Raw genomic sequence first — 26,673 nt, forward strand, 5'->3', positions numbered from 1 at the left:
TTACCTCCAAATGCTATTTTGTTGCAGCCTTTATGGACTCCAGGTAGGCGTTTTCGTCGGACAGAATCCCGTTGGCAACGTAGTAGGCCTTCGCTTTATCGCGCATGTTGTACTTCGAACTCATCACCTGGCCGTATGCGCCGGTGGTGTAGATGGCTACAAGGTCGCCGCGGTAGCTTGTCGAGAGCGAAAGGTTCTCGCCAAAGCAATCGGTCGATTCGCAGATGGGCCCAACCACGTCATAGGTCTCAGGAACCTCGTTGCGGCTGATGTTTTCGGTAAGATGGAACGCCTGATAGAGCGCAGGGCGGATCAGCTCGGTCATTCCGCCATCGAGGATGAGGAATTTCTTGGTAAGCCCCTTCTTTACGAAGACAACCTTGGTCACCAGTATTCCGCATTGCGCAACCAGCGCCCTGCCAAGCTCGAAGTGAACCTTTACGCCTTTGGGTAGGCTCAGGTTTTCTTCGAATACCTTAAAGAAAGCCTCGAAATCGGCTATGGGCTCGTTCCCCGGGTTCTTGTACGACACGCCAAGCCCTCCGCCCATGTTGATATGCTCGAAGTTAAAGCCCTGTTTTTCGAAGTAGTTGTTCAGCTGCGAGGCCTTAACCGCAAGCTTTTTGAACACGCTGAGGTCTAGAATCTGCGAGCCGAGGTGAAAGTGCAGCCCCTTTACGTTTATATGCGTAAAGATGTGCAGGCGGTCTACCAGCTTGGGGAGCGAGGTGAGGTCGAGCCCAAACTTATTCTCGCTTAGCCCTGTGGTGATGTTCTTATGCGTGTGCGCATCGATGTTGGGGTTGATTCGGAGCGATACGTTGGCCACTTTGCCCATTCGCTCGGCAATTTCATCAATCACCTCCAGTTCCTCAATCGACTCTACGTTAAGGCTGAAGATGTCGGCGGCAAGTGCGGTTTCAATCTCCTCGTCGGTCTTGCCAATTCCAGCAAAATCGATGGTGCTGGGGTTGAAACCCATCTCCAACGCCTTGCTTACCTCGTTGCCGCTCACGCAATCCACCCCAAAACCGTGTTCACGGATGGCAATTAGCAGCGGATTATTGTTGTTGGCCTTAAGCGCGTAGTGGATAAAGTAGCCGCGCTTGTCGGCAGCCTCCTTGGCCTTGTCGAGGGTGCGGTTAAGCAGCCCCATATCGTAGAGATAGAATGGCGTTTCGATGGTTTTTAGCGTCTCGGTGAGGCTGCTATGCGGAAAATTCTTCATTTAGCTATTCTGAAATAGATGTTGGTGTAGTAGCTGTAGGGCCTCGCTCTTGTATTCGCTGCGGATAAGCACCGAAATGTTGTAGTCGCTTCCCCCGTACGAGATCATTCGAAGCGGAATCGACGATAGCGCCTCGGTAACCTGCGCAGCCATGCCGTGTTTGTCGGCTACCAGGGTTCCAACAACACAAATGATGCTTTGTTCGGATTCAACTTCAATCGAGGCGAAGGTTTCCAGCTCCTTTATGATGCCTTCCAGCTCGCTGTCGTTGTCTATGGTGAGCGAAACGGCCACCTCCGAGGTGGTAATCATGTCGATGGGCGTGCGGTAGCAGTCGAACACCTCGAAAACCTTCTTTAGGAAGCCGTATGCCATCAGCATTCTGCTACTTTTTATCTTGATGGCGGTGATGTTGTCCTTTGCGGCAACCGCCTTGAACCCGCGCGAGATAATAGTCTTGCTGATGTACGTTCCTTCGGCGGCTGGATCCATCGTATTCTTCAGCAGCACGGGGATGTTGAACTCCTGCGCCGGAAAAATGCAGAAAGGGTGAAGAATTTTTGCTCCGAAGTAGGCCAGCTCGGCGGCTTCGTCGAACGAAAGCTGCCGGATGGGGGTGGTATTTTCCACATATCGGGGGTCGTTGTTGTGCATGCCGTCGATATCGGTCCAAATTTCGATGCAATCGGCATTGGCAGCCGCACCAATGAGCGATGCGCTGTAGTCGCTTCCCCCGCGCTTTAGGTTCGAGACCTTTTCCTTGTGGTTGCGGCAGATAAAGCCCTGCGTAATTAAAATATTTTTGTCCCGATGCTGTTCAAGAAAGGGCTTTAGCCGTTCCTTGATAACGTCGATCTGCGGATCGCCCTCCTCGTTGATGTACATGAACTCGAGCGCAGGGATAAGCGCTGCATTTATGCCCTCCTGAAGCTGGTAGAAGTACACCAGATGGGTGGAAAGTAACTCGCCCTTCGAAAGAATTTCTCCTTCAATGTCGATGCTGTAGCCCTGCTCTATGGCGGCGTTAATCTCTTCAAATATTTGGGCGATGTAGGCAGCTGCCTTTGCTTTGAACTCCTCCTTGCTTAGCAGCACTGCGGCAACCTTTACGTATTTGTCGAGTAGAACCTTGTTCTTTTTCTTGGCGGATTCGATTTTGCCTTTTTTTAACGCCTCGCTAATCTCTACCAGCGCGTTGGTTGTTCCCGACATTGCCGAAAGCACTACAATCTTACGGTTCCCATCATTGACAAGGGATGTTACATGCTGCATGTTGCTCGGACTTCCTACAGATGTGCCTCCAAATTTTTGAACGATCATTGGAATAACTATGAAAAGTTTGACTTTAACGGATCTGATAAATACACGGAGAGTTGGCCTTTGTAAAAGTTGCTCGGGGTATGGTCATTGGCTGTCCAGGAAAGGCCCAAGAATCGTAGACAGCCTTAGAGCATTGCGGCGTGTTTTATACCCTTAGTGGAATGCATAAGGAGCATGCCCGCAAAAGCTGCGAGATCCATCCGTTTTATGCTGTAAGGGTACTTCACCATCGTTCTTTTGAAATTCGATTTTCGCAAATCTATCCATTTTTCGATACCATGAGGCTTAAGATTACTTTGGTATGGTTAAAGTTTAATAATCCTAGTCGAGGAGCGGGTTCTGCCGGGGGCTTTTTTGCGTTCCTACTGGCTTAATTACAAAATGGTTGTTGTGTTGTGGAAAACTGTTCGTTTAGTTGAGCAGCTTGTGGCATGCTTAATTGGTTATATTTGCAAGCAAACATCCCATTTGGTTGTTATAAAGAAAAAATACCTACATGAGAAATAAGTTGAGAAAGATCTTTCTGGCTGCAACGATGCTGATGCTTTCTGCGCCATTCGTCTCGGCGCAAGACCAGCAGCTGAATGAGCAGCTCTTTAAACTAAACAAGTTCCTTTTCATGCTGAAAACGGAATATGTGGATACCATTAACACGCCAGACATTGTAGAAAAATCGATAGTTAATATTCTTAGCCAGCTAGACCCTCACTCGGTTTACATTTCGAAGGAAGAGGTTAAGAAGATGAGCGAACCGCTCGAGGGCAACTTCGAGGGGATTGGCATCGAATTCAACATACTTGACGATACGCTAATCGTTGTTAATACCATTCCAGGTGGCCCATCGCAAAAGGTGGGGCTTTTTCCTGGCGACCGCATTCTTAGGATTGATGGAAAGATGGTGGCCAGCATTGGGCTAAAGAATTCGGATGTCTTTACCTACCTGCGTGGCGCTAAAGGCTCGAAGGTGGAGCTGCAGATAAAACGTCGGGGCGTTGCCGAACTGCTAGATTTCGTGATTATCCGTGATAAAATTCCAATTTATAGCGTTGATGCGGCATACAACCTAACGCCATCCGTTGGGTACATTAAGGTTTCTCGTTTTGCTCAAAACACCTTCGAAGAGTTCCAAAATGCATTTGCAAAGTTGAAACCCGGTACCGAATCGCTTATCCTGGATCTTCGTGGGAACTCAGGAGGTTATCTTGGAACAGCAATTGGTCTTTCCGATCAGTTCCTAAGCGTCGGCAAGAAGATCGTTTATACCGAAGGCTCCAATCAACCACGACGCGATTTCGCTGCTACCGAAAGGGGGCTGTTTGAAAAAGGGAAGCTTGTAGTGCTGGTTGACGAAGGATCTGCTTCTGCTTCGGAAATTGTTTCGGGGGCTATTCAGGATTGGGATAGAGGGCTAATCATTGGTCGTAGAACGTTCGGTAAGGGGTTGGTGCAAAACCAGCAGCCGCTTCCCGATGGCTCGATGGTAAGGCTTACCGTTGCTCGTTACCATACCCCAACTGGTCGCGTTATTCAACGTCCATTCAAGAATGGTGATGCCGAAGGCTACTACATGGACCTTTACAAGCGCGAGGCAAAGGGCGAGCTAACCAGTAAGGACAGCATCCACTTTAGCGATTCGCTCAAGTTTACGACCCTTGCCAAAAAGCGTATCGTATACGGAGGTGGCGGAATCATGCCCGACATCTTCATCCCGCTCGACACTACATGGTTCACCAAGTACTACGGAAACCTGTCGCGTAAGGGCGTATTCCAGCAGTTTGTGGTAAACTACGTCGATCAAAATCGTAAGGCGCTGGAGGGTAAGTACGCATTGTTCGATATCTTCAAAAAGAAATTCACCATCGACAACGAAATTCAGAAGAGCTTCATGCAGTACGGCAAGAAGATGGGGGTAGAGCCCAATCAGGAGGAGTTCAACAAGTCGGCAAAGGAGATTAACATGGTGCTGAAAGGGTTAATCGCTCAAAAGCTTTGGGATACCTCGGAGTACTTCCAGGTAATCAACGCCGAGGACGAAACCGTGAAGGCAGCGTTGGATGCCCTCGCCAATTGGTCGAAGTACGGCTTGTAAAAGATAGTACACCTGCAATTGTAAAGAGAGATGCTTCCTTCGGGGCATCTCTCTTTTATTTCAGTAGGCACTTGAAGGCTAAATGCGCTTCGTTATACTTCCGGCGAGGCAAAAAGTGCGCAGGTAAGCTTCCCGACACCTTCTGGCGAGGAGAAAGTACGCCAGCAGGCTTCCCCGAACTTCTGGCATGGAAAGAGGTGCGCTTGAAGGCCTCCCAAGCTACGCCTGCACGGTTGTTGCACGCGCAATTTCGCCATAACGAAGGGCTCCGAAGCTTTAAGGATATTTAAGAGGCTTAAGAAGGGAGCATCCCTATTTGCCTATAAATCTTTCATTTATTTCCGTACCTTTGCCCGCTGTGGGATAACTTGTTTACTCCCATATTAGACTAATAAAATTTTTTAATGGACAAATTGGATGAATTCAGAGTTTTAGGGCTCTCGGAGAGCACCCTTAAGGCTCTTGATGAAAAGGGGTTTGAAACTCCAACACCAATCCAAGCACTGGCGATTCCGGCCTTACTTAATGGCGAACGCGATGTCATCGGACAGGCGCAGACAGGAACCGGGAAAACGGCAGCATTTGGATTACCGATCCTTGAGAGGGTACAACCCGGGAAAGGAGTTCAAGCGTTGGTTTTGGTTCCTACGCGCGAATTGGCGATACAGGTGACAGAAGAAATTGCTTCGTTTAAAGGCGACAAGAAGCTTTTTATCATCTCCATCTATGGAGGACAATCTATAAGCGAGCAGCTTCGTAGGTTGAAAAAGGGCGTAGAGGTTGTAGTTGGAACTCCAGGTCGTGTCCTCGACCACCTCGGTCGTGGCAGCTTGGTTCTCGACAACCTCCAGTACGTTATCCTTGACGAGGCCGACGAAATGCTCAACATGGGTTTTGTTGACGATATCGAAGAGATTCTTCAGCACGCGCCCGAGGAGCGCAGAATGCTCCTATTCTCTGCTACAATGCCTCAGCGCATTGCAAAACTCGCTAAGCGCTACATGAAGGAGCCAGAGCTGCTTAAGGTAGAGTCGAAGCAGGTTACTGCCGACTTAACCGACCAGATCTACTTCGAACTTCGCGATTCTGATCGCTTTGATGCGCTTACCCGTATTATTGACGTGGAACCCGAATTTTACGGACTCGTATTCTGCCGCACCAAGAATGGGGTAGACGAGATTACCTCTAAGCTCATCGAGCGTGGCTACGATGCCGATGGTTTGCACGGCGACATCTCGCAGGCGCTACGCGAGAAGATTCTTCGTAAGTTTCGTAACAAGCATATCAACATTTTGGTAGCTACCGATGTGGCTGCCCGTGGTATCGACATTAACGACCTTACCCACGTAATTAATCTCTCGTTGCCTCAAGACCCCGAGTCGTACGTTCACCGTATTGGTCGTACTGGTCGTGCAGGTAAGCAGGGAACGGCAATTACCTTCATTACCCCATCGGAGTACCGTCAGTTTGTTGCCATGCAGCGCAACGTAAACGTGAAGATCCGCAAGGAGACGCTGCCTTCAGCAGTCGATGTGATCAAGATTAAGAAGAATAAGATTAAGGTAGATCTGGAAGAGATTGTGGAAAACGAATCGTTCAAGGAATACCTCGGCATGGCCGAAGATCTTATTGAGGTTAACGGACCAGAGATTGCGCTTGCTTCGCTTCTTAAATTAGCATTTAAGGATGAACTTGATGAGAACAGCTACTCCGAAATTCGTACCGTATCGGTAGATACCAAGGGTAAGGCTCGCCTTTTCATCGCGCTTGGTAAGTTCGACGGCTACAACTCGAAAATGATTGTTGACCTGCTTAAGGATAAGGCACACCTTCCTGATGCCGTTATCGACGATGTTAAGGTAATGGATGCCTTCTCGTTTGTAACCATTCCGTTTAAGGAGGCTGAGCATACGCTCGAAGTTCTTAACACCATGCGCCGTGGCGGTGGTCGTCCTCTTGCCGAGATTGCTGGCGACAGCAAGGGTGGTAATGGCGGTGGCTTCCATGGCGAACGTCGTGGTGGCGGTGGCGGCTTTGGCGGCGGTTACCGTGGCGAACGAGGCGATAGAGGCGAACGCCGTGGCGATCGTAAAAGCGGTGGAGACCGTGGCGATCGTGGTTTCCGCGACCGTGGAGACAGACCTCGTCGTGATAGAGATTCGCGTTCGCGCAGATCGTAAATCATCAAACGCAATAAAACAAGTAGGGTGTCCATTCGGATACCCTCTTTTTTTGCTAGTTTTGAAACATAAACATTTGTTATGGGATCGATTAAAGCAGTTGTGTTTAGTACCCTTTACCAGTTCTGGTGGTTTGTAGGAGTAATTGCTCTGATGGGGCTGATTCTATACCTTTTGGCAAGAACTACCCGCCGAAACTACTCCCAGTCGGTAGGGCCTAACTTTGACACCTACTTTACGGGTTGGATCGGGACTCCGGTTCACGAGTTTGGGCATTGGCTACTTTGCCTCGTTTTTATGCATAAGGTAAAGGAGGTACACTTCTTTAAGCCCGATCCAAAATCGGGTACGCTGGGCTTCGTCTCGCATACCTACAACAAGAAAAGCATTTACCAGAAGATAGGCAACTTCTTTATTGGCATTGGTCCAATGCTCGTCGGAGGAGGCATTTTAATGGCTTTGGCCTACTTTATGCTTCCGGGTCGCGGTAACATGGTTAACCAGTTTAATGATTTCACCGAAGGTTGGCCAATTGAGGTGTCGTACGGATGGAAATCGGGATTAGTGGCGGTTGGCGATGGATTTTGGGTATTTGTGAAACTGCTATTTACAAAGGCTAACCTCCATTCTCCGCTTTTTTGGGGTTTCACCTACATCGCGCTATGTATCTCATCGCATATGATGCTGAGCATCTCCGATATTAAAACGGCGCTAATGGGTGCGCTGATGGTGTTGGCTGTATTGCTTGTTGCCAACGTGATGTCGGAGCTAATATCTGCATTTGCCAAGGATAGCTTCCAGTTTACCATTTCGAACCGAATAAGCCTGGTAAGCATGCATTTTGGCGCTATGGCCATTTTTCTTCTCTCCTTTTCGGTGGCGCTATCGTTCATTAACATGCTGCTATCATTACTGGTAAATAACATAGGTGGCTTGATGAAAAAGTAGAATTGGCAAGGGCATTGTAGACTGTTCTTGCCATGGAAATCAGATGATGTAGAAGAAAGAGAATAAAGTTTGATTAGAGTGTAATTTTTTGGGATAAAAAAAATATATTGCATACGCAAAAGACTCTAAGAAACGTTGTCGATGAGGGAGAGTAAAAGGGAATAGATCATCGATTTACGAGATTTAATAATTTAAAAATCTTGGCTGATGGAAATTTTTAAGCTAGAAAGGACATCAAGGACGCCGTTTGTCCTGATGGATCCGACAAAGGGGCTGATTGAAATCAAGGGAATATCGATTCCAAACAATTCGTACGAATTTTTCACTCCGCTCTTTGAGCGAATTGAGCGCTATGTTCTTTCTCCAACATCAATAACTACGGTTAATATGGAGTTGGAGTACTTTAATACCAGCACCTCTAAGGCTCTGCTGGAACTGTTTAAGAAACTTGCGGTGTTGACTAATGTCGAGTTTAACTGGCATTACGATAACGATGACGAGGAGATGCTTGAATTCGGGAAAAACTACGAAACACTTTTAGGTCGAGAATTTAACTTCTACCAACTTGCCTAAATGATGCGGGCTGGAAGGCACAATACCTGGCGTAACAATCCATTTTGTTACGCCTTTTTTATTTCTTTGCGCACAATTTGCCACCAGCGATGGTGTCAAAAACTACCAGTGTGAACAATAAAAAACTAAAGCATAATTTCTGATGAAACGAGCTATTTTACCCTTGCTGCTGCTGTTGGGTGTTGGGGCTTTTGCTCAGCCTAAAGACTTCAGCATAGAGCAGGCTACGATGGGGCAGGGGCGCGAATTTGCCCCCAAAACGCTTCGTGGTCTTGCCTGGCGTGGATCATCTGTTACCTACGTTGAAGATGGAAAGATAAAGGAGGTTGATCCTAAAACTGGAACGATAACCGAGGTTGCCAGCTTCGATGCGCTTGGTAAGGTTACCGGTAAAGACTTCAAGGTTTTGAGAGCCGACTGGCTTAATACGAATGCCTTGCTGCTTACAGGGAATAACACCTCGGTGTGCTACGATTTGGTGTCGAAGCAGGTTAAGTGCAGCGTATCGGCACCTGCTAGTGCGGAGAATTTTACCCTTGCGGCTTCGAACGACAAGGCTGCTTTTACGGTTAACGATAATCTGTTTATTATTAATGGAACGGAGCAAATTCAGGTTACCAACGATGGGGGCAAGGGAATTGTTAACGGTAAATCGGTTCACCGTAACGAGTTCGGTATTAAGGGTGGTATCTTTTGGTCGCCCAAGGGGAACTGCCTTGCCTTTTACCGTATGGACGAGAGCATGGTGAGCGAGTACCCGATTGTGGATATAACCAAGCGCGTTGCTGAGCTACGTCCCGAGCGCTACCCTATGGCAGGAATGGCCAGCCATCAGGTGAAGGTGGGCGTTTACAACCTAAAGAGTGGGAAAACGGTTTTCCTCGAAACTGGAGCTCCATATGATCGCTTCTTTACCAACATCTGCTGGTCGCCAGATGAGCGCTACATCCTCGTTGCCGAGATTAACCGCGGGCAGAACGAGATGAAGCTAAACAAGTATGATGCCCGTAATGGTATGTACGTTGCCACCCTCTTCGAGGAGAAGAGCGACAAGTGGACCGAGCCTGAGCATCCTGCTCAGTTCCTTACCAAAAATCCAACACAGTTTGTTTGGCAGAGCCCTCGCGATGGCTGGAACCATCTTTACCTTTACAATATCAACGGAAAGATGATAAGGCAGATAACTAAGGGCAATTGGGAGGTTTCCGATGTTAAGGAGATCACCCCCGATGATCGCTACATATACTATACCTCGACGGCTGTTAGCCCACTCGAACGCCATCTTTATCGCGTGGAGGTGAAGAGCGGAAAGACCGTTCAACTAACATGTGAAAAGGGAACGCATAATGTTATCGTTAACTATGCCGCAGGGATGATCATCGATCAGTATAGCAGCCTCGATGTGTCAAACGTCATCAACATTAAAGCTATCGATAAGCCCGCTATTGTCCGAAACCTGGTTACGGCAAAGAACCCTTACGAAGGTTTCCACATGGGGCAGGAGAAATTTATCAAGACTAAAACTTCGGATGGAAAGTTTGACCTATATGGGCGCATCATTCTTCCTGCTGATTTCGATTCCACCAAGAAGTACCCCGTTATCGTGTACGTTTATGGAGGTCCGCACCTGCAGCTGGTAACCGATAGTTGGCTGGGAGGCGCTCGCCTGTGGGAGTTTTACATGGCGCAAAAGGGGTACATCCTATTCACGTTGGATAACCGCGGTACGCCTGCCCGCGGAAACGAGTTCTACCAGGCAATTCACCGCAAGTTGGGAACGGTTGACGTGGACGACCAGATGCAAGGTATTGCCTTCCTAAAGTCGCTACCCTACGTGGATGCCGACCGCATTGGCGTGCACGGCTGGAGTTACGGCGGCTTTATGACTACCTCGCTGATGTGCAAGCATCCCGAAACCTTTAAGGTGGGCGTGGCTGGTGCTCCTGTTATCGACTGGAAGTACTATGAGGTAATGTACGGCGAGCGCTACATGGATACTCCTCAAGAGAACCCCGATGGCTATGCTAGTGCCAGCTTGCTGAACAACGTAAAGGGGCTAAAGGGTGATCTGCTCATCATCCACAGCGACTACGACGTGACGGTGGTTTGGCAGAATACGCTCAACTTCATCCGCGATTGTGTGAGCAACAACATCCCGGTTGACTACTTCGTGTATCCACAGCACGAGCACAACGTGCGCGGTAAGGATCGCGTACATCTGATGACCAAGATCACAAAGTACTTTGACGATAACTTGAAGAAGTAAATAAAGGATAAAAAAGAGGCTGTCCGATACTTATGGGACAGCCTCTTTTTTATCTTCTTGTAGAGAACCAATCTAAGCAATCGGCAATGGCCTTTTCTATTGGTTGCATGGATAACCCAAAACTTTTTACTGCTTTTTCGTTGCTATAGTAGTTGTTGATGCAGAGAATTCTCATATTGGTAAGCGACACTTCTGTTTTTACTCCTAGGATTCTTAGTATGCTGCCGACTATACCAGCAATAAGGAGTAGAGGGCGAGGTGTCATAATAAGAAGAGGATGATATCCTGATCTATTCGCCATCTTTTGGAAAAACTCTTTGTATGATAGGTTTTCGTTGGCTAGCAGGTATGCTTCTCCGTTTTTACCTTTTTCGAGTGCTTTGACTACACCTCTGGCTGCATCCTGTACATGTATGAAGTTTTTCCCACCTGGAGGATAAAAGAGAAACCACTTCCGCTGTCCCATAAGAACGATTCTTCCAGAACTTGGCTTGGAATCGTAAGGGCCGAGCATAAAGGTAGGATTCACCACTACCACGTCTATTTTGCTTTGGTACGAGAGTACCACCGATTGCCCCTCTAGTTTGCTTAACGCGTAAAGAGACTTGTCGAAGGGGCTTGAAATGGGAAGATCTTCGCATCCAGGAGCCTCTTTGGTGCCATATCCGAACGTGTTGGCGGTACTTACGTAAACAAATTTTGTTGCATTGGATCTTATTGCTGCTTTAATAAGGTTGCTGGTTGCTGTTACGTTTACATCTTGGTAGTCTGTATAGCGGCGGAGATGTTGTGCCGTTATGGCAGCTACGTGTACCACGGAGTTGCAACCTTGCATGGCAGCTTCTATGTCTTGCAGATTGGTTATATCTCCCTGAACTAGCTCCAAATGGGGATGCTGTCCATACCTGAAGCTGCTAGGGTTGCGGATAAGTCCTTTAACGCGATATCCTTCGGTGAGCAGCTCTGCAATTACGTTGGTTGCCAGTAGTCCGTTGGCTCCTGTTACCAATACTTTAGGTGAATTGCTCATAGACTTATTGTACGCTAGGTTTTAGCTCGCGGCGAACGGCGGTTGTTAGCAGCGGAAGCTTAATCCAAATGGGGATAATGGCCATCAGCAGCCAGTTGAGGTGGTTGGCCCATCCGAGGAGTATTAGCGAATCCTTTTTGAAAAGGCGGTTGATGCAGATTTTTGCTGCCTTTTCAGGCGAAAGGAGACCTATTCGGCCAAGGGAACCTTGCCTTTCTATCCGTTGGGAGACGTCCTTGTTGGTTTTCATGGGGCCTGGGTGTACAACGCTCACAAAAACATTGGTTTCCTTTAGCTCCTGGTACAGCCCTCTGGAAAAGTGCTGAACAAACCTCTTGGATGCAGGGTAAACGGTTTTGTAGCCAATAGGGCTAAAGGAGGCCATGCTTGACACGTTGAGGATGTAGGCGCTCTCCTGTTTTTTGAGGTTGGGGAGCAGCTGGTGAATAATCAGTGCAGGGGCTGTTATGTTCAGCTGGATGATGCTGTCGATGTAGTCTGCATTGCAGTTCTGAAAGCTCTGGGTGCCGCCTTTTCCCGCATTGTTGATTAGGACGCTTACCTCGAAGTTTTGGTTCACCCATTCGGTCAACGCTAGTACATTCTCCTTGTTGGTGAGGTCGGTTTCGTAGTAGATTGCCTCCACTGCTAGGGCTTTTACCTGCGAGGCAACTTGTTGAATATTCTCGTTCGGTAGGGCAACAAGAATAAGATTGTATCCCTTTTTAGCCAACTCCATCGCAATATATCTGCCTAGACCTTGGCTTGCTCCTGTTACAAGAGCAAACGTGGTTTTCTTTTCAGCCATTATCATCAATTCTTCAATTTAGCGGGTTTGATTTTTTCGATGGCGCTAAATTGGGAACTTGGTGTTGCTATTCCATTATCATTTGATAAAAAGAGGGGTTATTCGTGGGATAATGCGCTGCGCAGCCGGCTAAAGGAAACGTTGGTTATGCCCAGGTAGGAGGCTATTGCGCTGTGGGGTACGAGATTTTCGAGGAGCGGATGGCGCCTGCGCAGCAACAGCAGACGCTCTTTGGCGCTTGTGCTGCGGTTGACTACATCTTCCTGAAGGTTGCTGAGCAGCTCGTTGGCTACCACCCGAGCTCCGAAGCGTTCGAGCTCGGGGCTGATGCTGCGGAGGCGATCTAAATCCTCCACCGAGATTTCGGCTACCACAGAGCAGGTGAGCGCTTCCATCGAAAAAAGGCTTTGTCCAGCTATGGTGCGCGCAAAGTGGGGGGTAATGGCGGCTGTGGCCTGGTAGAAGCCCGTGGTAACGGGTAATCCCTGAAGGGTGGCGTTGTAGCGGTGGAGAATTCCATCGATCAGGATGTACTCGGTGCTGTTGCACCTCTTCTCGTGAAAGATGATGTCCCCTTTTTCGTACTCCCTTACCGTTGCATGGCTGGTGAAAAGTGTTCTTGTCTCCCCTGCTTGAATCCCTAGCAAGCGAAGGGTGCTGTCTAAGCGCTTTGCCATTGTTGCTATAGACTTTTCAGTCGATTTGATTTGAGGCGGCAATTTAACATTTAAATTGGGGATGCCCAAGTTGGGGAGCGCGGCAAGGATCGCGTACACCTGATGACCAAAATCACCAAGTACTTTGACGATAACTTGAAAAGGTAGTATCTGCTAATACATTCTCCTACCCCATACAGGGTTTCAAACCCTGTATGGGGTGAGCAGGTAAGCCGCAGCTGCTCCGCTGCGGCTTACTTATTTTGGGATGCTTACGGTGTTTGGCGGAATCAGCACGCCCTAATTCGCCTATATTTGTAGGCACTAAAACTTTTCTCCATGATTAACATTGCCCTGTTTGGCGCTCCGGGTGCGGGTAAGGGAACCCAGTCGGAGTTCCTTATCAAGAAGTACAAGCTGCACTACATCTCCACCGGCGACTTGCTGCGCGAGGAGCTGAAGGCGGAAACGAAGATTGGCCTTGAGGCTAAAAGTATCATCGCCGAGGGTGGCTTGGTGTCCGACGAGATCATCGTTCAGATTATTGAAAAGACCATCAAGCAGAATCCCGATGCCAACGGATTCCTCTTCGACGGATTTCCGCGCACCTACGTGCAGGCCTTCATCCTGGAGGGGCTGATGATTAACCTTAATACAAGCCTGAACTGCCTGATCAACATCGAGGTGTCGGAGGAGGTGAGCACCCAGCGGCTTCTGGGGCGGGCCAAGGAGCAGAGCCGCAGCGACGATAACGAGGTGGTTATCCGCAAGCGCCTGCGCGAGTACCAGGAGAAAACGCTGCCGGTGCTCGACTTCTTTAGGGAGCGGGGCATCTGCAAGTCGGTAAACGGCGAGCAGCCCATCGATACGATTACCCGCGACATCGAGCTTATCGTAAACGAGGAGATGAGCAAGCAGATGTTCAACGTGCTGGTGATGGGCTATCCGGGAGCGGGCCGCGGTTCGCTGGGGCTTGCGCTTGCCAAGAAGTACGGGCTGGAGCACCTGTCCACCGGAAAGATGCTGGAGGAGGAGATCGTGCGCGGAACTGAGGTGGGGGCCAAGGTGAAGGAACTGTTCGAGAGCGGGCAGATGGCGCCCGACGACATCGTGGTTCCGCTTATCGAGAAGAAGATTCAGTCCACCAAGAACTCGAAGGGATACGTGTTCACCGGCTTCCCCCGGACGCTGGTGCAGTCGTACATCCTGGAGGGCATCCTGAAGAAGCACGGCATGAAGATCTCCCACTTTATTGAGCTGGAGGTGCCCACCCTCGAACTGGTGAGGCGCCTCGACGCCCGCAGCAAAACAGACCGATGCATGCCCTACGATACCACCACGCAGAAGATCATTCAGCGCTTAATCGATCACGAAACTAAAACCATCCCCGTGCTGGAGCGCTACCGGCAGCGCCAAGAGGTGTCGGTGATCGATGGAATGGGTACCCGCGAGGAGGTGGCCGAGCGGGCCTGCGCCGAAATGGAGAATCGCTACAAGTACCTGAGGTAGCTTGATGTTTTGGATATACCAAACGCCGTAGCCAGCTGGCTACGGCGTTTTTTTTGTATTAGCCATATTATTTCTATATCTATATAGAGAGATAAGCGCTAGAGCTCCTTATACAGGAATACTTCTCCTTCTGGAGATACCATAAGAACGATGGTCTTACTGTTTTTTGTGAGCTCTACGAAGTAGTGGTCGGCATCTGCAAATTCTTCACCATAAAGGAACATGTCCGTTTCGTTGGCTTCGTTGTCGTCAAAGAGAATGACTTGCTGTACGGTGTAGTCTTTGTATTTCTTTTCGATTTCTTTCTTGGCAGGCGCGGGCAGATCGTCGAAGGTCTTGTCTGCTGTGGTTCCTACTAGCTGGGATTGCGCGTCGTAGTAGGCTTTGGTCTTAACACCATTCTGTTCGAAGGTAACCTCATCGAAAAATTTGGTTCTTACCCACTGAGCGTCTGAAGTGTTTTTGAAATCGACGTTGAACTGGGTCTTCGATAGCTCGCTGACAACTTCCCCTTTAAGGGCTCGTAGCTCTTTCCTCTCTGCTCTTAATTCGGACTTAGGCTCTTTCTTGTTTCCTTTAAGCTCTTTCTTGGTCTCCTTGATTTCCTTTTTAGTTTGTTTGATCTCTTTCTTGAGATCTTCCTGTGCGCTTACCTGAAGTGAGGTTAACCCGAACAGTAGCATTGTTGATAGAATTGCAATCTTTTTCATAACAGTAAGTGTTTTAGGAGTTAATTGAGACAATTTACAGCGTGCTCATAGCTAAAAGCCAGAGTCTAATTCCTGTTTTTCTTTAATAATGGATATTTAGTTGCAGCTAGAAGCTAAATGCAGGAAGCCTCTCTGTCTTTTTACCCAACAGAAAAGCCGCAGCACATCCGCTGCGGCTTTATTTTTTGAAGACGAGTGAACTCTGTTTTAAATTTGCGCTATGTCCTCTTTAGGTGTGGGGGTAAAATACTATAGCTCCCTAAAAATGGATACGTCACCTTCTTTGGTTACTATGAGGATTATTCTTTTGCTATCTTTTGATAGCTCCACAAAGTAGTGGTCGAGATGCTCAAATGGAGTATTATAAAGAACCATGTAGTCTGGGTCGTAATTCTCATTCTCGTCGAAGTAGATAACCTGACCTATGGTGTAGTCTTTGTATTTGGTGTTGATTTTTTTCTGGCTTTTTGCAGGAAGATCGGCGAACATTTTGGGCGAGGTTGTTCCTACCAGTTGTGCGTCTATGTCGTAGTAGGCTGTCATTATCTGGCCATCCTTTGTGAAAGTGGCCTTGTCGAAATCCTTCGTTCTTTCCCATTTAACATCTGACAAGTTGCCAAAGTCAACGTTGAATTGGCTTTTCGTCTGTTCGCTTACTAGCTTTCCTCTAAGGCTTCTCAGCTCCCGTCGCTGTTCCTTTAGGGATGCTCTAGGTTCTTTAATGACCTCTTTCTTATCTTTTCTGGTATCCTTGATCTCCTTCTTGGCCTGTTTGATATCTTTTTTTATGTTTTCCTGGGCATTCGCCTGCGATACCGTTAGCGCAAAGAAAAGGGACATTGACAAAATTACAAGCTGTTTCATAGCTGTCCTTTTTTATTGGTTAATAGGGTATCCAATTTACTGCGACCTTAAGACAAAATCGATAGGCGTATGCTGTATTTATTACTAGTAGGGTTTATTTAGCTGCAATTCAAGGAGAGTAGAACATTGCTTGCCTTGAGTTGCGGGCTACTCCTCGGAATCCGGTTCGAAAAATATCCACTGGATGGTGGGGTACTCTTTTTTTAGCGCTGCTTCGCAAGCGTTTATCCGGTCAATCAGCTGGTCGGCCGAATCAGCCTTTGCCATCTTGGCCTTTACGGCAACCATTACCTGAGGGCCGAGCTGCAGCGTGATCAGGTTAAGCAGCTGGTCGACTTCGGGGCGGGCTTCCAGAAACTGCTTCACCTCGATGCGGATTTCGCTTTCGGCGCTTTGCCCGATGAGCAGGCTCTTAATTTTCACCGCAAGAAAAAACGATACGCCAACCAGCAGGGCGCCGATGCCAATGCTTCCGATGGCGTCGTAAATCGGATCTCCGGTTACGACAGCGAGCCCTACCGATGCAAGCGCAAACGATAGCCCCAGCAGCGCGGCAACATCTTCGCCGAAAACGATGACCAGCTCGCTCTGGCGGCTGCTCTTTAGCCATGCCCAAAGCGATACGTTGCGCCTTACCTTGTTGATCTGCGTCACGCAGCCGTAGAGCGACGCCCCTTCGAGAATGATGCTCACCGATAGAACGGCAATGGCAACGATGGGGCTTTTCAGCCCTTCGTGTGCGCTGATTTTGTGGATGCCCTCGTAGATGGAGAACAGCCCGCCCATGCTAAACAGGATCAGGGCCACGATGAACGACCAGAAGTAGATCTCCTTGCCGTACCCCAGCGGATGCTCCTGGTCGGGCTTCTTCTTAGCGGCCTTTAGCCCCCAAAATAGGAGGCCTTGGTTGCCGCAGTCGGCAAAGGAGTGGATCGATTCGGCCAGCATGGCCCCCGAGCCGGTTACGATGGCGGCCGCCGTTTTGGTAATGGCAATCCCGAGGTTGGCCAGTAGGGCAAAGTAGATGGACTTTACGGAGGTGTTTTGGTGCGACATTGCTCTTTGGTGTTGTTCTACAAAATCGTCCAAAGGTAGCGTTTCTACCGGGTTTAATGCTATGGGCTGTCTGCTGTAGGCGATGAGCCTCCCTCGTTCAAGGTTTGGGTAGCGGCACAAGAAAAGCCGCAGCATATCCGCTGCGGCTCGCTATTCATTAGAAAGTTCCTGCGCTTTTCTACAGCTTGGCCATAAACGACACGTCGCCCTCCTTGGTTACCTTAACCATTATTCGGCTGCTGCCGTTGATCAGCTCCACAAAGTAGTGGTCGAGGTGCTCGAAGGGTACCCCGAAGAGCTCCATGTCTTCCGTGTTTTCGTACGCCTCATTCTCGTCGAAGAAGAATACCTTGCCAACCGTGTAGCCCTTGTACTTTGCTAGAAGCCTCCTTTGGCCGGCGGCGGGTAGGTTGTCGAAGGTGGTGGGGGTGGTGGTGCCAAGCAGCTTGGACCCGGAGTCGTAGTAGGCCTTCATCTTTTGGCCGTCCTTGGTGAACGTGGCTACGTCGAAGCTCTTAACCCGGTCCCATTTTACATCGGGCATCTCGCCGAAGTCGGCCACGAATTGGGTTTTCGCGGTTGCCCTCACCTCGCTTGCCTTGAGCGTTCGCAGGGTTTTCTTCTCGGCCTTTAGGTTGGACTTTAGCTCCTTCTTCCTCATCTGGCTTTCCCGAACTGCCTGTCCTTGTGCGCTAGCCTGAAATGCTGCCAGTGCAAAAAGTGCTGTAATCGATAGAATTGCTAACTTTTTCATGGCCTCACGTTTTTGGGGTTATTAATTAGTAGCGGGAGAAACAGGTACCCCGTGGGGATGTTTAGGTGCCGCCGGGGCGTTTACCATAAATAGGTACAATTTAGCTGCACTTGTAAGCGGGGAGTGTATCGGCGTCGCTCAATCTTTTATGCATAAGAAAAGCCGCAGCATATCCGCTGCGGCTTGTTCGGTTTCGTGCATTCTCCGCTAGGGTACTTCCACGTAGCTGGTGGTAGCATCCTTTGTAAAGTTTGCAGCAGGGGTGAATCCTTTCCAAACGTAGATTTTGGTGAGATTGGGGTTGCCTGTGAAAATCACGTTTACACAAGGCATCCCATTCGAGGGGTTTGGTATTCCTAAATATTGCTTGTTGTTGCTTATGTCGATAGTTGTTAACTTATTTTGACTACAATCGAGATTTCGCAGGAATAAATTCTTACTAACATCTATGGAAGTTAGATTGTTGTTTTTGCAAACCAAAGTACATAAATGAATACTATTACTCAGGTCGATTGATACTAACTTGTTGTTATCGCACCTTAACCAATTTATTTCTGTATTCTTACTTCCGTCGATTGTTGACAACATATTGTTGCTACAATAGAATTCAGTTAGTTCTAAATTTTTACTTATATCAATAGCAGATAGGCTGTTGTTGTTGCATTGGAAGTCCAATAGATTGGTACAGTTACTTATGTCAATTGCTGACAACTTATTGCCGCTGCAATAGAGGTTACGGAGGTTGGTGTTATTGCCCAAATAAATAGCCGATAAATTGTTATTGTTACAATCTAGGGAGGTCAGGTTTACGTTCTTGCTTACGTCAATAGAGGCTAGCTGGTTATTGATGCAGTTTAAAACTTTCAACTTTGTGTTTTGGCTGATATTGATGGAGGATAGCTGGTTACTTTCAAGGTTTAGCTCGACAAGTTCTTTGTTATTGCTTACGTCAATAGTAGCCAATTTAGACAAGGTACATTTTAGATTTCTCAACTTTGTGTTTTGGCTGACATCAAGCGATGTGAAATTGTTCTCAGTACTCTGGAAAACGATGAGTTTTGTTTTTTTACTTAAATCAATTGAGGGTAACTGATTCCCAACTAGCATTAGCGTATCAAGTTCGTTGTTTTTACTAATATCCAATGATTTTACTTTGGCTAGATATAACAAGTGGAGCTTCGTGTTTTTACTTAAGTTCAAGTTGGCAATTTCTTTCGGTGTTTCGCAGTACAGCTTTTCTAGATTTGTAAAGTATTCAACTCCTTCTAGGCTATATATTTTCTCTTTACTTGTTGAAATAATCTTGGCTGATTCTGCTTCGGATTTCTGAATTTCGCCATCGTTATTCGCATCAAACTTAGAGAGAAGGATTTTCCTAAAGGTAACATCCGGTATGTAAACGATGCTAGCATCTTTAACCGCGCATACATCCTTGATGTCTGGGTTTCCTTTTACCGATGCGGTTAGCTCCACCAGTCCTGGTTGGTTTAGGGTTAGCGTTTTCGAAGCCTCGTCGAAGGTGCCGATGTTTTTGCTCAGCGTCCAGGTAAAGTCGGTATCGGCTCCAGTTGGGGTTACCTCCAGCTCCACCTTTACTGGTTTTCCCACTTCGGCATCAACAAACCTTGTCTTAAACGCTACGCTTTGGGCGATTATGGGATTGATGGTTATGCTCTGCTTAACCTCTGGTCGTCCCTTGACGCTTACCGTAACGGTAACCGGGCCGTTGGCTTTGCGGGTCAGGGTTTGGGTGGCCTCGTCGAAGTCGGCAAGGGTTTTGTCAACTGTCCACTCCAGCGTGAAGGGGACATCAGCATTTTCGGGGGAGGTTTTTACGCTTAACTTAACGGGTTGGCCTAACCCTGCTGTTGCCGGTGCATCGGCAATAGCGATTGATTGTACAGGAATAGGATTATCCTTCTTGCATCCAGCAGCCAGCAGCACTACGCCCAGTAGCAGCGATAGTAGTAACTTTTTCATAAGACTTTATGTAATGAATTAAGGCGGCAATTTAACACTTAAGGGGGGCATATCCAAGCAGAACGCTGCTTGGCGTGTGGCCGGAGGTACGGCTCTGATGCCCAAAAGCTGCAGGGGCTTCAGGGGAGGAGGTGGGCATTGGGTGTCGATTACTGCTAAAGTCTAGCGGTATCCTCTAAAAAAATACCTTCGGAATAAGAAATAATTAACAAAACCTTTGGTGAAATAGAAAAATAGTTAATTTAGGGGCGCTGTTCTTTGAAGATTGAACCGTCTACGCTTATGGTTGCTGCCAACTGGAGCTCCCAATAGGCGTTTCCACCCAGAATTTTCTACGCCAGCGCGTCCGAACGCAAATTTCCACCCAGAATTTTCACTCCGGCACGGCGGCACGCAAATTTCCGCTCGGAATTTTCCACGCCGGCGTAGCGGGACGCAAAATTCCACCCAGAATTTTCCACGCTAGCGCAGCGGGATGAAAATTTCCGCTCGGAATTTTTCACGCTAGCGCAGCGGCACGCAAAATTCTGCTCGGAAACGATCGTGCCGGCGCAGCGGCGTACAATTCCCCGCTCGGGAATTTCCTTAGGGGAGGATGGATGCAATTTTCGTGGTGCAGCTTTTGAATCCTACGAAGAGAGCTTTTGAAGTAATTAGTACCAAAAAATTTTTTTGTATGAATTTGTATTTTTCAACGAGCAAGATGCTCTTAAAAGACGAGGTTGACTACGGCAAAAAGCTGGACAGCCAAGTTGTGGGATCGGGAATTGAGGGGCTAACCACCTCTAAGCCTTACTTACTCTTTAAGGAGGCGAACGCTAATCTGGCACGGGGCTATATGCTGTCACGGAAAAGCGAGTTTACGGAGAGGCTTTTTGAGTTGGACCAGAAGCGTGGAAACTCGTACCGGGGGCTCTACCATGGGGTGCAGAGCTACCTCTACTCCGATGTTGCCGCCGAGGTGCTGGCCGCCAAGCGGCTCAACGTGCTCTTCGAGCACTATGGCTTCGACTTCCTCGAAGGCTCCTACTCGGGCGAATCGAGCACCCTCGCTAGCTTTATCGAAGACCTGAAGAAGCCCGAAAATGCGGCAGCCCTTGTAGCGCTGAAGCTCGAGCCGAAGCAGGCGCAGCTGGTGAACGATGTAACCGCCTTCGACACCACCTACAGCCAAAAGGTTGACGACAAGGACAGCAAGGCTGACTTTGTTGCTGCCACAAGGGTTCGTAGGGAGTTTGAGCAGGCTACCAAGAACATCCTGGTCTACGTGCAGGGCAAGCTGCTGGAGGACTCCAATCCCAAGTGGGAGACACTTTGCTCAAAGATCCTTCTGCTTAATCAGGATGCCGAAAAGACCGAAGCGCTACACCAAGCCGCTCTAAAGAATAAGCGCGAGAAGGAGAAGGAGAAAGACAAGGAAAAGGATAAGGACAAGAAGAGCGAAGGGCAGAAGTAGCCCCTTCGGGAGCAGAATAAGGGGGAGCCGATTGTCGGCTCCCTTTCTTTTTCCTTCCCGCCCTGCCGAACTGGTGCCGCCAATTTACGTATGGGAGGAAAAGTGTAATTGGGGTGGGCTGTAGGGGGCAGCCCCAAGGGTGCTTAGAGTGGTGATTTTGCTAGATTTGTGGTTCAAAATTCTACATCATAAACTAAGTAAAGGAGAGAGCACATGTCAGTAAATGCCGCATTTATTTTCATAGCGCCAGAGGTAGATAGCGCTACCCATCGGGCTGCTATTAGTACGCCTGTAGTCAACCTATCGGTAGTTGGCGTAAAAACCTACGAGGAGGCCCAGAAGGTTGCCTTGGAGCTGGTGGCCGAAGGGGTTACTGCCATCGAGCTATGCGCTGGATTTGGATCGGAGGGAACGGCGCTGGTTGCTAAAGCGGTTGGCGATAAGGCCAACGTGGGGGTGGTGCGCTTCGACCTTCACCCCGGATTTGGCCATCAAAGTGGCGATAAAATCTTTAGATAACGGATTGATGGGCATTGCGCCTAGCGGGGGAGTCGATAGCGGCTCCCCTTTTCTATGCTACCCCAGCTCGCCCAGCCGCTTTTGGATGTACTGCTGCTTGGCCATGTGGTCGAGCGATACCGATTTGCGGATGTCGGAGAGGTGCCCGATGAGCGTGTTCACCGTGGTAAGGCGGCGGCGCTGCACCTCGGGCTCGGGGGCCACCACGCCGGCCTCGAAGAGCAGCATGGCCACCATCTCCACCTTTTCGGAGGGGTAGGGGGCGTTGGAAAAGAAGGCGACGATTTCGTCGGGCGTCATCGCCTCGAAGAAGGCGAGGTTCTGCTGGAAGAAGGCCATAAAGGTTACCTCCAGCTCCGAGAGCACCACCTCGTGCTCCTCATTCTTTCGGGCATTCACGATGCGGTCGAGCGCCAGAAAGAAGTTCTGCATTAGCCGCATCAGGTAGTCTTTTTCGTAGCGTATAGCCATGGTCGTTGTCGAAAATGGTTTTGGACGGAAAGGTACGAAAGATGCTCGATGGGGGAGAAACTAAATGGAGTAATTTCAGTAGTTAAATGGAGATAGCGGAATGATGGCACTAAAAGATGAAAAAGGAACGTGCTATCGTGGCATGTTATCCTCCCGCTCGGGAACAATGTCATTTATTGGTGATAGCCTCATCATAGAGGCTCAGCATTTGCTGTGCTCTTGTCCGAATTAGCTTATGGCAATCCTATTCTTTTAGCTTCCTCTACCTTCTTGTTCCTACAGCGTCAGGCTAAGCGAAAGTCCAAGGGTGTAGTCCTGGTAGTAGGGCGATCCGATAACCTTGGGTCCGAAGCTGAGCTTGCCTACCTCGGGGTTGTGGTTGCCCCTTCTGGAGAATACTCGGATGGACTTGTCGCGCGAGGTAACAATCTTCCCGTAGGTGTAGCCAATGGCAATGGCCAGCGGGTAGTCGCTCATCCAGTGCACGCCGTTGTTCATCATGGCTAGGCCAACGAGTCCCATTACGGTGTAGCCCACGGGGCGAATCCACCGAATCTCGGGGTAGTTTTCGGCGTATATGGTGATGGAGGCCATGGCCGTAGCCAGGTGCCCCGATGGGAACGCGTCGTGGTTGGGCACATCGCCTTGGTAGTGCGAGTAGGCGGGGGCCAGCTGCCAATTTCCCGACCCCTTGGTGGTCTTAAAGGGGCTCTGCCTTCCGGTGAGCCGCTTGATGAGCTGCACCGTAATGCCCATGGCCAGGTATCCCTCGCCAATCTGCGAGGCCGTTTGTATGGCCCTATTGTCGTTGGTGATGAGTCCCTTTACCAGCACCCCGGCCGTAAAGGCGATGGTGGGCCACCCCTCGCCGATGAAGTAGAGGGTAGAGTTGAGGTTCTGGGGCAGGTCCATAAAGTTGACCGCCGTTCCCCCCATCTTAAACTTGATGGTGTTGGCAAACTTGCGCTCGCCGCTGACTCCGGCCCAGCGGCCAAACTGCTGCACGGCGTCCATTGCCGGACGGTCGATGGTCATCAGCAGCGCCGTCGATGCCGCCAGCGCGCCAACGGTAATCAAACCCTTTTTGGAAACGGTTCGTTGCCCAAACTCTAACCAGTCTTTGGGGATATTGGTGATGAAGTGGTACCCCTGGGGGCGAATGTAGGAGATTGCGGTGGTGTCGTTAACAGCAACCGTGGTGATGTGGCTTGGCTTAACGCCAGCAACGGATACCGAATCGGAGATTGGCTTAGCCAATAGGGTGGTGTCGGCATTGTTGCCGATTTGAGCCTTAACCTGAAGCGTTGCAGCTGCTAGAGCTACCAGTAGCAGAATCCCCTTTTTCATATGGTGTTGCTGGTTGGGAGTACGAGCAATCTGGCGTCCTTTAATGCCTGCTGCTACCGTCAAATCCCTTATTCCCTGTTGTTGTGTTGAACCTGTTATTTCACTTTCCCGAGGTGCAAGTATAGCAAAAGGAAGTCAGATTTCCAGTCCTAAAAACAGGGAAAATTGATAAAAAGTGAGAAGGGAATAGTGAGTGGGGAATAGGGAGCAGTGAGTTGCTTCTCCCTATTCCCTATTCTAAAATTTAATGCCAATCTCGATGCGTAGCCCAACGTTAAAGGGCTGTATCTTCGACGAGAGAATCTGCTCGAATGCCCCCACCGCAAAGGTCACTCCTTCGTACTGGCTCGACATCACGCGGATGCTCTGCGTTAGGCAGATGCCGGCAAGGAGCGTTTCGGAGTCGTTGCCGTCGAGATCCGCCAGCTTTTCGGTGCCAAGGGGAATCTGCACCCCGGCGTTGAGCCAGAAGTACTTGTTGAGGGGGTAAAATAGCTCGGCCCCAATCTTGGCGTAGTACAGCGAGGGCTCTTGGTAGCGGCTGGCTTCGGAGGTGGTGATGTTATCCATGTACTCTGCGCTTACCGTGAGCGGGATGTAGATGCGGTTGTCTGAGTAGAGGCTGTTGATGTAGTAGGTTGCCGTGCATCCAATACCGTTGATGCCCGTCAGGATCGATACCGTCGACATCTCGTCTACCCTGTAGTAGCGCTCCTCGGGTTCCGCCTTTTTCCCCATTGGCATGGGTGCGCTTGCCGATTCGGGGTTGGCTACCTCTTCCGACTTGCTGCTGCCAATGTTTACGAGCCGATCGAGGCTGATGGAGTCGGGGAGAACCTTTACCTCGCTCTTTGTCCTCCTGAGCTGCTGGATGGCGGCCGCATCGGCGGTTAGCTTGTCTACATCCTTGCTGTTGAGCTGCTCCAGGCACTCCTCAATGGCTCTTCGGATCAGCTTCTCGTAAAGCGTGGTGGCATCCCTGCCGCTTTCGCTTACGGTGGATGAGGTGCGGTAGATCTCCACCTCGCCACCGGCTTTCGATTGGGCGGTGAAGCTGGTTACTGCCGTTACCGTAGCCTTCTCGGAGCCGTTGCTGGTGGGCTGCTCCTTGGCCGATAGCACCATGATGTGCATGGTTACGGGCTTTTTCTCCGGGCTTGGGGGAAGGATATAGTCGGTGTGGCTTTTGATGGCCGATGCTACTCCGCCGGAAAGGTTCAGGTGGCGCTGCCTGTTTTTCGCAACCTTGGTTGTCCCAATCCAGCTCGTAAAGTCGCGGTTGTCGACCACGTTATCCACGTAAATCTTCGGGTTGACGAACTTCACCGGCTGGCTGGCAAGCTCAACGTCGAGGGTTTGTGCCAATCCAATCCGTACAAAAAGGGAAAAGAAGATCGTAAGCGTAAGCGTTCTATTCATCGTTACTTCTGTTATTGTATCCTGCTAAATTACCTTATTGCGCCACTTCCCAAAGCGGAGGTAGAGCGAGCATACCAGCAGCATGTAGCCCGCGTAGAATGTCTCGACAAACCAGATGTTGGTCACGTTGATGTGGGCGTATTCGACCAGCACAAAGGCAATGATAATGTATAGGGTGATGTCGGAGAGCTCGAGCCCGAACGCCGTTAGGGTGTTGCCGGTGCCCGATACCGCCATGAAAACGATAAACCCCAGCGACATGATGGTGGCGCCTACCATTACCACCTTGGCCACTGGGATGGTGTCGGCAACCAGCGAGGTGTCGGGGCTGTAGAAGCCGATGATTTGCGGAAGCAGCAGGTAGAACGCCGCAACCACCAGGATCACGCTGGTAAAGCTGAGCAGCATCGAGCGCTTCACCAGCAGGGCGATGCGGTCGAAGTGCTTCTCGCCCATCAGGTAGCTCACCAGGCTGTTGGTGGCCTCGGCAAATCCCCAGATGGGCACCATCATGGCGATGTACAGGCTGCGCACGATGTTCGATATGGCCAGCGAGCGCTCGCCCATTCGCTCGATAATCAGGAAGATTACGAACCAGGCGCTAAACGAGATGAGGTGCTGCAGCATCACCGGCGATGCAATCCTAAGCGTTTCCCCTACGATCTGGGGCTCGAACCTGCGGATGTTGAATAGCCCGAATGCCCGTGGGTATTTCTTGTAGATGGTATAAGCGATTATGATGGCAAACCCTACCAGCTCCGAAATTACGGAGGCAAGCGCCGCTCCGTTGAACCCCATTGCCGGCAGTCCGAGCTTCCCGTAGATGAGGATGTAGTTGAGCACGATGTTTAGCCCAACGGTGGTGGTGGTAACCGGGATAAGCACCCGGGTGTTGGCGGTGGCCACGTAGAAGGAGCGGAGCAGCAGCGTAAACGCCGCCGCGTAGATCCCCCAGATGCGGTACTGGATGAACCCGTCGACCAGCTGCGATATCTGGGCGTTGCTAACCAACGTGGGGAGGAGGGCGGACGCGAGCAGCTTTACCGCTACGAAAACCGCCGTGGTAATGGCGAACAGCACCAGTATCGAGCTGGCAAATGTCCTGCCGATATCGGCGGTGCGCTCCTCGCCAAAGCGGCGGGCCATGATAATCTGGTTGCCGATGGTAAATCCGTTGATCACCATCATAATGGTGAGGTAGAATAGCGTACCCAGCGCCCCCGCACCCAGCTCCAGCTCGCCCAGATGCCCCACAAAAACGGTGTCGGTAATGTTGAGGACGGTTTGGCTGATGCTCCCAACGATGATCGGGTAGGCAATTCGCCAGATATTCCGGTACGATGTCTCATCTCTCATAGCCTACAAAGGTAGCAAGATCTGCAATTGTAGAAGTTAGACTTTAGATGCTCGACGGTAGATTTTAGGTGGAAGTCCCGAGACGCTTGGCATAGGGGGTATAAGCGGTGGTACGTTTATCTTTCCCAAGCTGT

Annotated in this window: 22 protein-coding genes; 8 read left to right on the top strand and 14 right to left on the bottom strand. The window is 49.6% G+C overall.

Annotated features, from left to right (window positions below; genetic code table 11):
• Window positions 1–13: 13 nt before the first annotated feature.
• Both lysA and ACHZA1_RS14585 read right to left on the bottom strand, forming a co-directional pair.
• Window positions 14–1,228 (bottom strand): diaminopimelate decarboxylase, encoded by a 1,215-nt coding sequence (gene lysA / locus ACHZA1_RS14580; RefSeq protein WP_320052595.1) that lies wholly within the window; start codon window positions 1,226–1,228, stop codon window positions 14–16.
• The gene (locus ACHZA1_RS14585) at window positions 1,229–2,548 is read right to left on the bottom strand and encodes an aspartate kinase (RefSeq protein WP_320052596.1); all 1,320 of its coding nucleotides are present in this window, start codon (window positions 2,546–2,548) and stop codon (window positions 1,229–1,231) included.
• A 496-nt stretch (window positions 2,549–3,044) separates the two neighbouring features.
• Here ACHZA1_RS14585 and ACHZA1_RS14590 point away from each other — a divergent pair, with 496 nt between their 5' ends.
• The 5 genes from ACHZA1_RS14590 to ACHZA1_RS14610 all read left to right on the top strand — a co-directional run bounded on the left by ACHZA1_RS14590 (window position 3,045) and on the right by ACHZA1_RS14610 (window position 10,604).
• Complete coding sequence (locus tag ACHZA1_RS14590; RefSeq protein ID WP_320052597.1) at window positions 3,045–4,637, top strand: S41 family peptidase; 1,593 nt, start codon at window positions 3,045–3,047, stop codon at window positions 4,635–4,637.
• A 404-nt stretch (window positions 4,638–5,041) separates the two neighbouring features.
• Window positions 5,042–6,817, top strand: coding sequence for a DEAD/DEAH box helicase (locus tag ACHZA1_RS14595; protein WP_320052598.1), 1,776 nt, complete (start codon window positions 5,042–5,044; stop codon window positions 6,815–6,817).
• Window positions 6,818–6,898: 81 nt separating this feature from the next.
• Window positions 6,899–7,765: a metalloprotease family protein gene (locus ACHZA1_RS14600; protein ID WP_320052599.1), complete on the top strand. Its 867-nt coding sequence runs from the start codon at window positions 6,899–6,901 to the stop codon at window positions 7,763–7,765.
• Between the two features lie 207 nt (window positions 7,766–7,972).
• Entirely contained in the window at window positions 7,973–8,338 is a 366-nt protein-coding gene (locus ACHZA1_RS14605) for a DUF1987 domain-containing protein (protein ID WP_320052600.1), read from the top strand.
• A gap of 142 nt (window positions 8,339–8,480) precedes the next feature.
• Complete coding sequence (locus ACHZA1_RS14610) at window positions 8,481–10,604, top strand: DPP IV N-terminal domain-containing protein (protein ID WP_320052601.1); 2,124 nt, start codon at window positions 8,481–8,483, stop codon at window positions 10,602–10,604.
• Between the two features lie 49 nt (window positions 10,605–10,653).
• On the opposite strand, the gene ACHZA1_RS14615 is transcribed toward ACHZA1_RS14610, so the two are convergent.
• The 3 genes from ACHZA1_RS14615 to ACHZA1_RS14625 all read right to left on the bottom strand — a co-directional run bounded on the left by ACHZA1_RS14615 (window position 10,654) and on the right by ACHZA1_RS14625 (window position 13,119).
• Window positions 10,654–11,634, bottom strand: coding sequence for an NAD-dependent epimerase/dehydratase family protein (locus ACHZA1_RS14615; RefSeq protein ID WP_320052602.1), 981 nt, complete (start codon window positions 11,632–11,634; stop codon window positions 10,654–10,656).
• 4 nt (window positions 11,635–11,638) lie between these two features.
• Complete coding sequence (locus ACHZA1_RS14620) at window positions 11,639–12,442, bottom strand: SDR family NAD(P)-dependent oxidoreductase (protein ID WP_320052603.1); 804 nt, start codon at window positions 12,440–12,442, stop codon at window positions 11,639–11,641.
• A gap of 98 nt (window positions 12,443–12,540) precedes the next feature.
• A complete protein-coding gene (locus tag ACHZA1_RS14625; protein ID WP_320052604.1) occupies window positions 12,541–13,119 on the bottom strand; it encodes a Crp/Fnr family transcriptional regulator in 579 nt (192 codons plus the stop codon).
• Between the two features lie 318 nt (window positions 13,120–13,437).
• Here ACHZA1_RS14625 and ACHZA1_RS14630 point away from each other — a divergent pair, with 318 nt between their 5' ends.
• Complete coding sequence (locus ACHZA1_RS14630; RefSeq protein WP_320052605.1) at window positions 13,438–14,607, top strand: adenylate kinase; 1,170 nt, start codon at window positions 13,438–13,440, stop codon at window positions 14,605–14,607.
• Window positions 14,608–14,705: 98 nt separating this feature from the next.
• On the opposite strand, the gene ACHZA1_RS14635 is transcribed toward ACHZA1_RS14630, so the two are convergent.
• The 5 genes from ACHZA1_RS14635 to ACHZA1_RS14655 all read right to left on the bottom strand — a co-directional run bounded on the left by ACHZA1_RS14635 (window position 14,706) and on the right by ACHZA1_RS14655 (window position 19,971).
• Window positions 14,706–15,317, bottom strand: coding sequence for a hypothetical protein (locus ACHZA1_RS14635; protein ID WP_320052606.1), 612 nt, complete (start codon window positions 15,315–15,317; stop codon window positions 14,706–14,708).
• 249 nt (window positions 15,318–15,566) lie between these two features.
• Window positions 15,567–16,181 (bottom strand): hypothetical protein, encoded by a 615-nt coding sequence (locus ACHZA1_RS14640; RefSeq protein ID WP_320052607.1) that lies wholly within the window; start codon window positions 16,179–16,181, stop codon window positions 15,567–15,569.
• Between the two features lie 147 nt (window positions 16,182–16,328).
• Window positions 16,329–17,237, bottom strand: a complete 909-nt coding sequence (locus ACHZA1_RS14645) for a cation diffusion facilitator family transporter (protein ID WP_320052608.1) — start codon at window positions 17,235–17,237, stop codon at window positions 16,329–16,331.
• Between the two features lie 178 nt (window positions 17,238–17,415).
• A complete protein-coding gene (locus tag ACHZA1_RS14650) occupies window positions 17,416–17,991 on the bottom strand; it encodes a hypothetical protein (protein WP_320052609.1) in 576 nt (191 codons plus the stop codon).
• Window positions 17,992–18,198: 207 nt separating this feature from the next.
• A complete protein-coding gene (locus ACHZA1_RS14655; RefSeq protein ID WP_320052610.1) occupies window positions 18,199–19,971 on the bottom strand; it encodes a hypothetical protein in 1,773 nt (590 codons plus the stop codon).
• 676 nt (window positions 19,972–20,647) lie between these two features.
• Here ACHZA1_RS14655 and ACHZA1_RS14660 point away from each other — a divergent pair.
• Both ACHZA1_RS14660 and ACHZA1_RS14665 read left to right on the top strand, forming a co-directional pair.
• Window positions 20,648–21,427 carry a DUF6261 family protein gene (locus ACHZA1_RS14660; protein WP_320052611.1) on the top strand — a complete coding sequence of 260 codons (780 nt, stop codon included), beginning with the start codon at window positions 20,648–20,650 and terminating at the stop codon, window positions 21,425–21,427.
• A gap of 213 nt (window positions 21,428–21,640) precedes the next feature.
• The gene (locus ACHZA1_RS14665) at window positions 21,641–21,946 is read left to right on the top strand and encodes a DUF6506 family protein (RefSeq protein ID WP_320052612.1); all 306 of its coding nucleotides are present in this window, start codon (window positions 21,641–21,643) and stop codon (window positions 21,944–21,946) included.
• 57 nt (window positions 21,947–22,003) lie between these two features.
• On the opposite strand, the gene ACHZA1_RS14670 is transcribed toward ACHZA1_RS14665, so the two are convergent.
• From ACHZA1_RS14670 to ACHZA1_RS14685, 4 genes are all read right to left on the bottom strand, one after another.
• Window positions 22,004–22,417 carry a hypothetical protein gene (locus ACHZA1_RS14670; RefSeq protein ID WP_320052613.1) on the bottom strand — a complete coding sequence of 138 codons (414 nt, stop codon included), beginning with the start codon at window positions 22,415–22,417 and terminating at the stop codon, window positions 22,004–22,006.
• A 276-nt stretch (window positions 22,418–22,693) separates the two neighbouring features.
• The gene (locus ACHZA1_RS14675; protein ID WP_320052614.1) at window positions 22,694–23,764 is read right to left on the bottom strand and encodes a phosphatase PAP2 family protein; all 1,071 of its coding nucleotides are present in this window, start codon (window positions 23,762–23,764) and stop codon (window positions 22,694–22,696) included.
• Between the two features lie 237 nt (window positions 23,765–24,001).
• Complete coding sequence (locus ACHZA1_RS14680; RefSeq protein WP_320052615.1) at window positions 24,002–25,183, bottom strand: hypothetical protein; 1,182 nt, start codon at window positions 25,181–25,183, stop codon at window positions 24,002–24,004.
• 24 nt (window positions 25,184–25,207) lie between these two features.
• Window positions 25,208–26,539 carry an MATE family efflux transporter gene (locus tag ACHZA1_RS14685; RefSeq protein ID WP_320052616.1) on the bottom strand — a complete coding sequence of 444 codons (1,332 nt, stop codon included), beginning with the start codon at window positions 26,537–26,539 and terminating at the stop codon, window positions 25,208–25,210.
• Between the last annotated feature and the right edge of the window lie 134 nt (window positions 26,540–26,673).

It is taken from the genome of uncultured Acetobacteroides sp., from assembly GCF_963667355.2.
GTDB lineage: Bacteria > Bacteroidota > Bacteroidia > Bacteroidales > ZOR0009 > Acetobacteroides.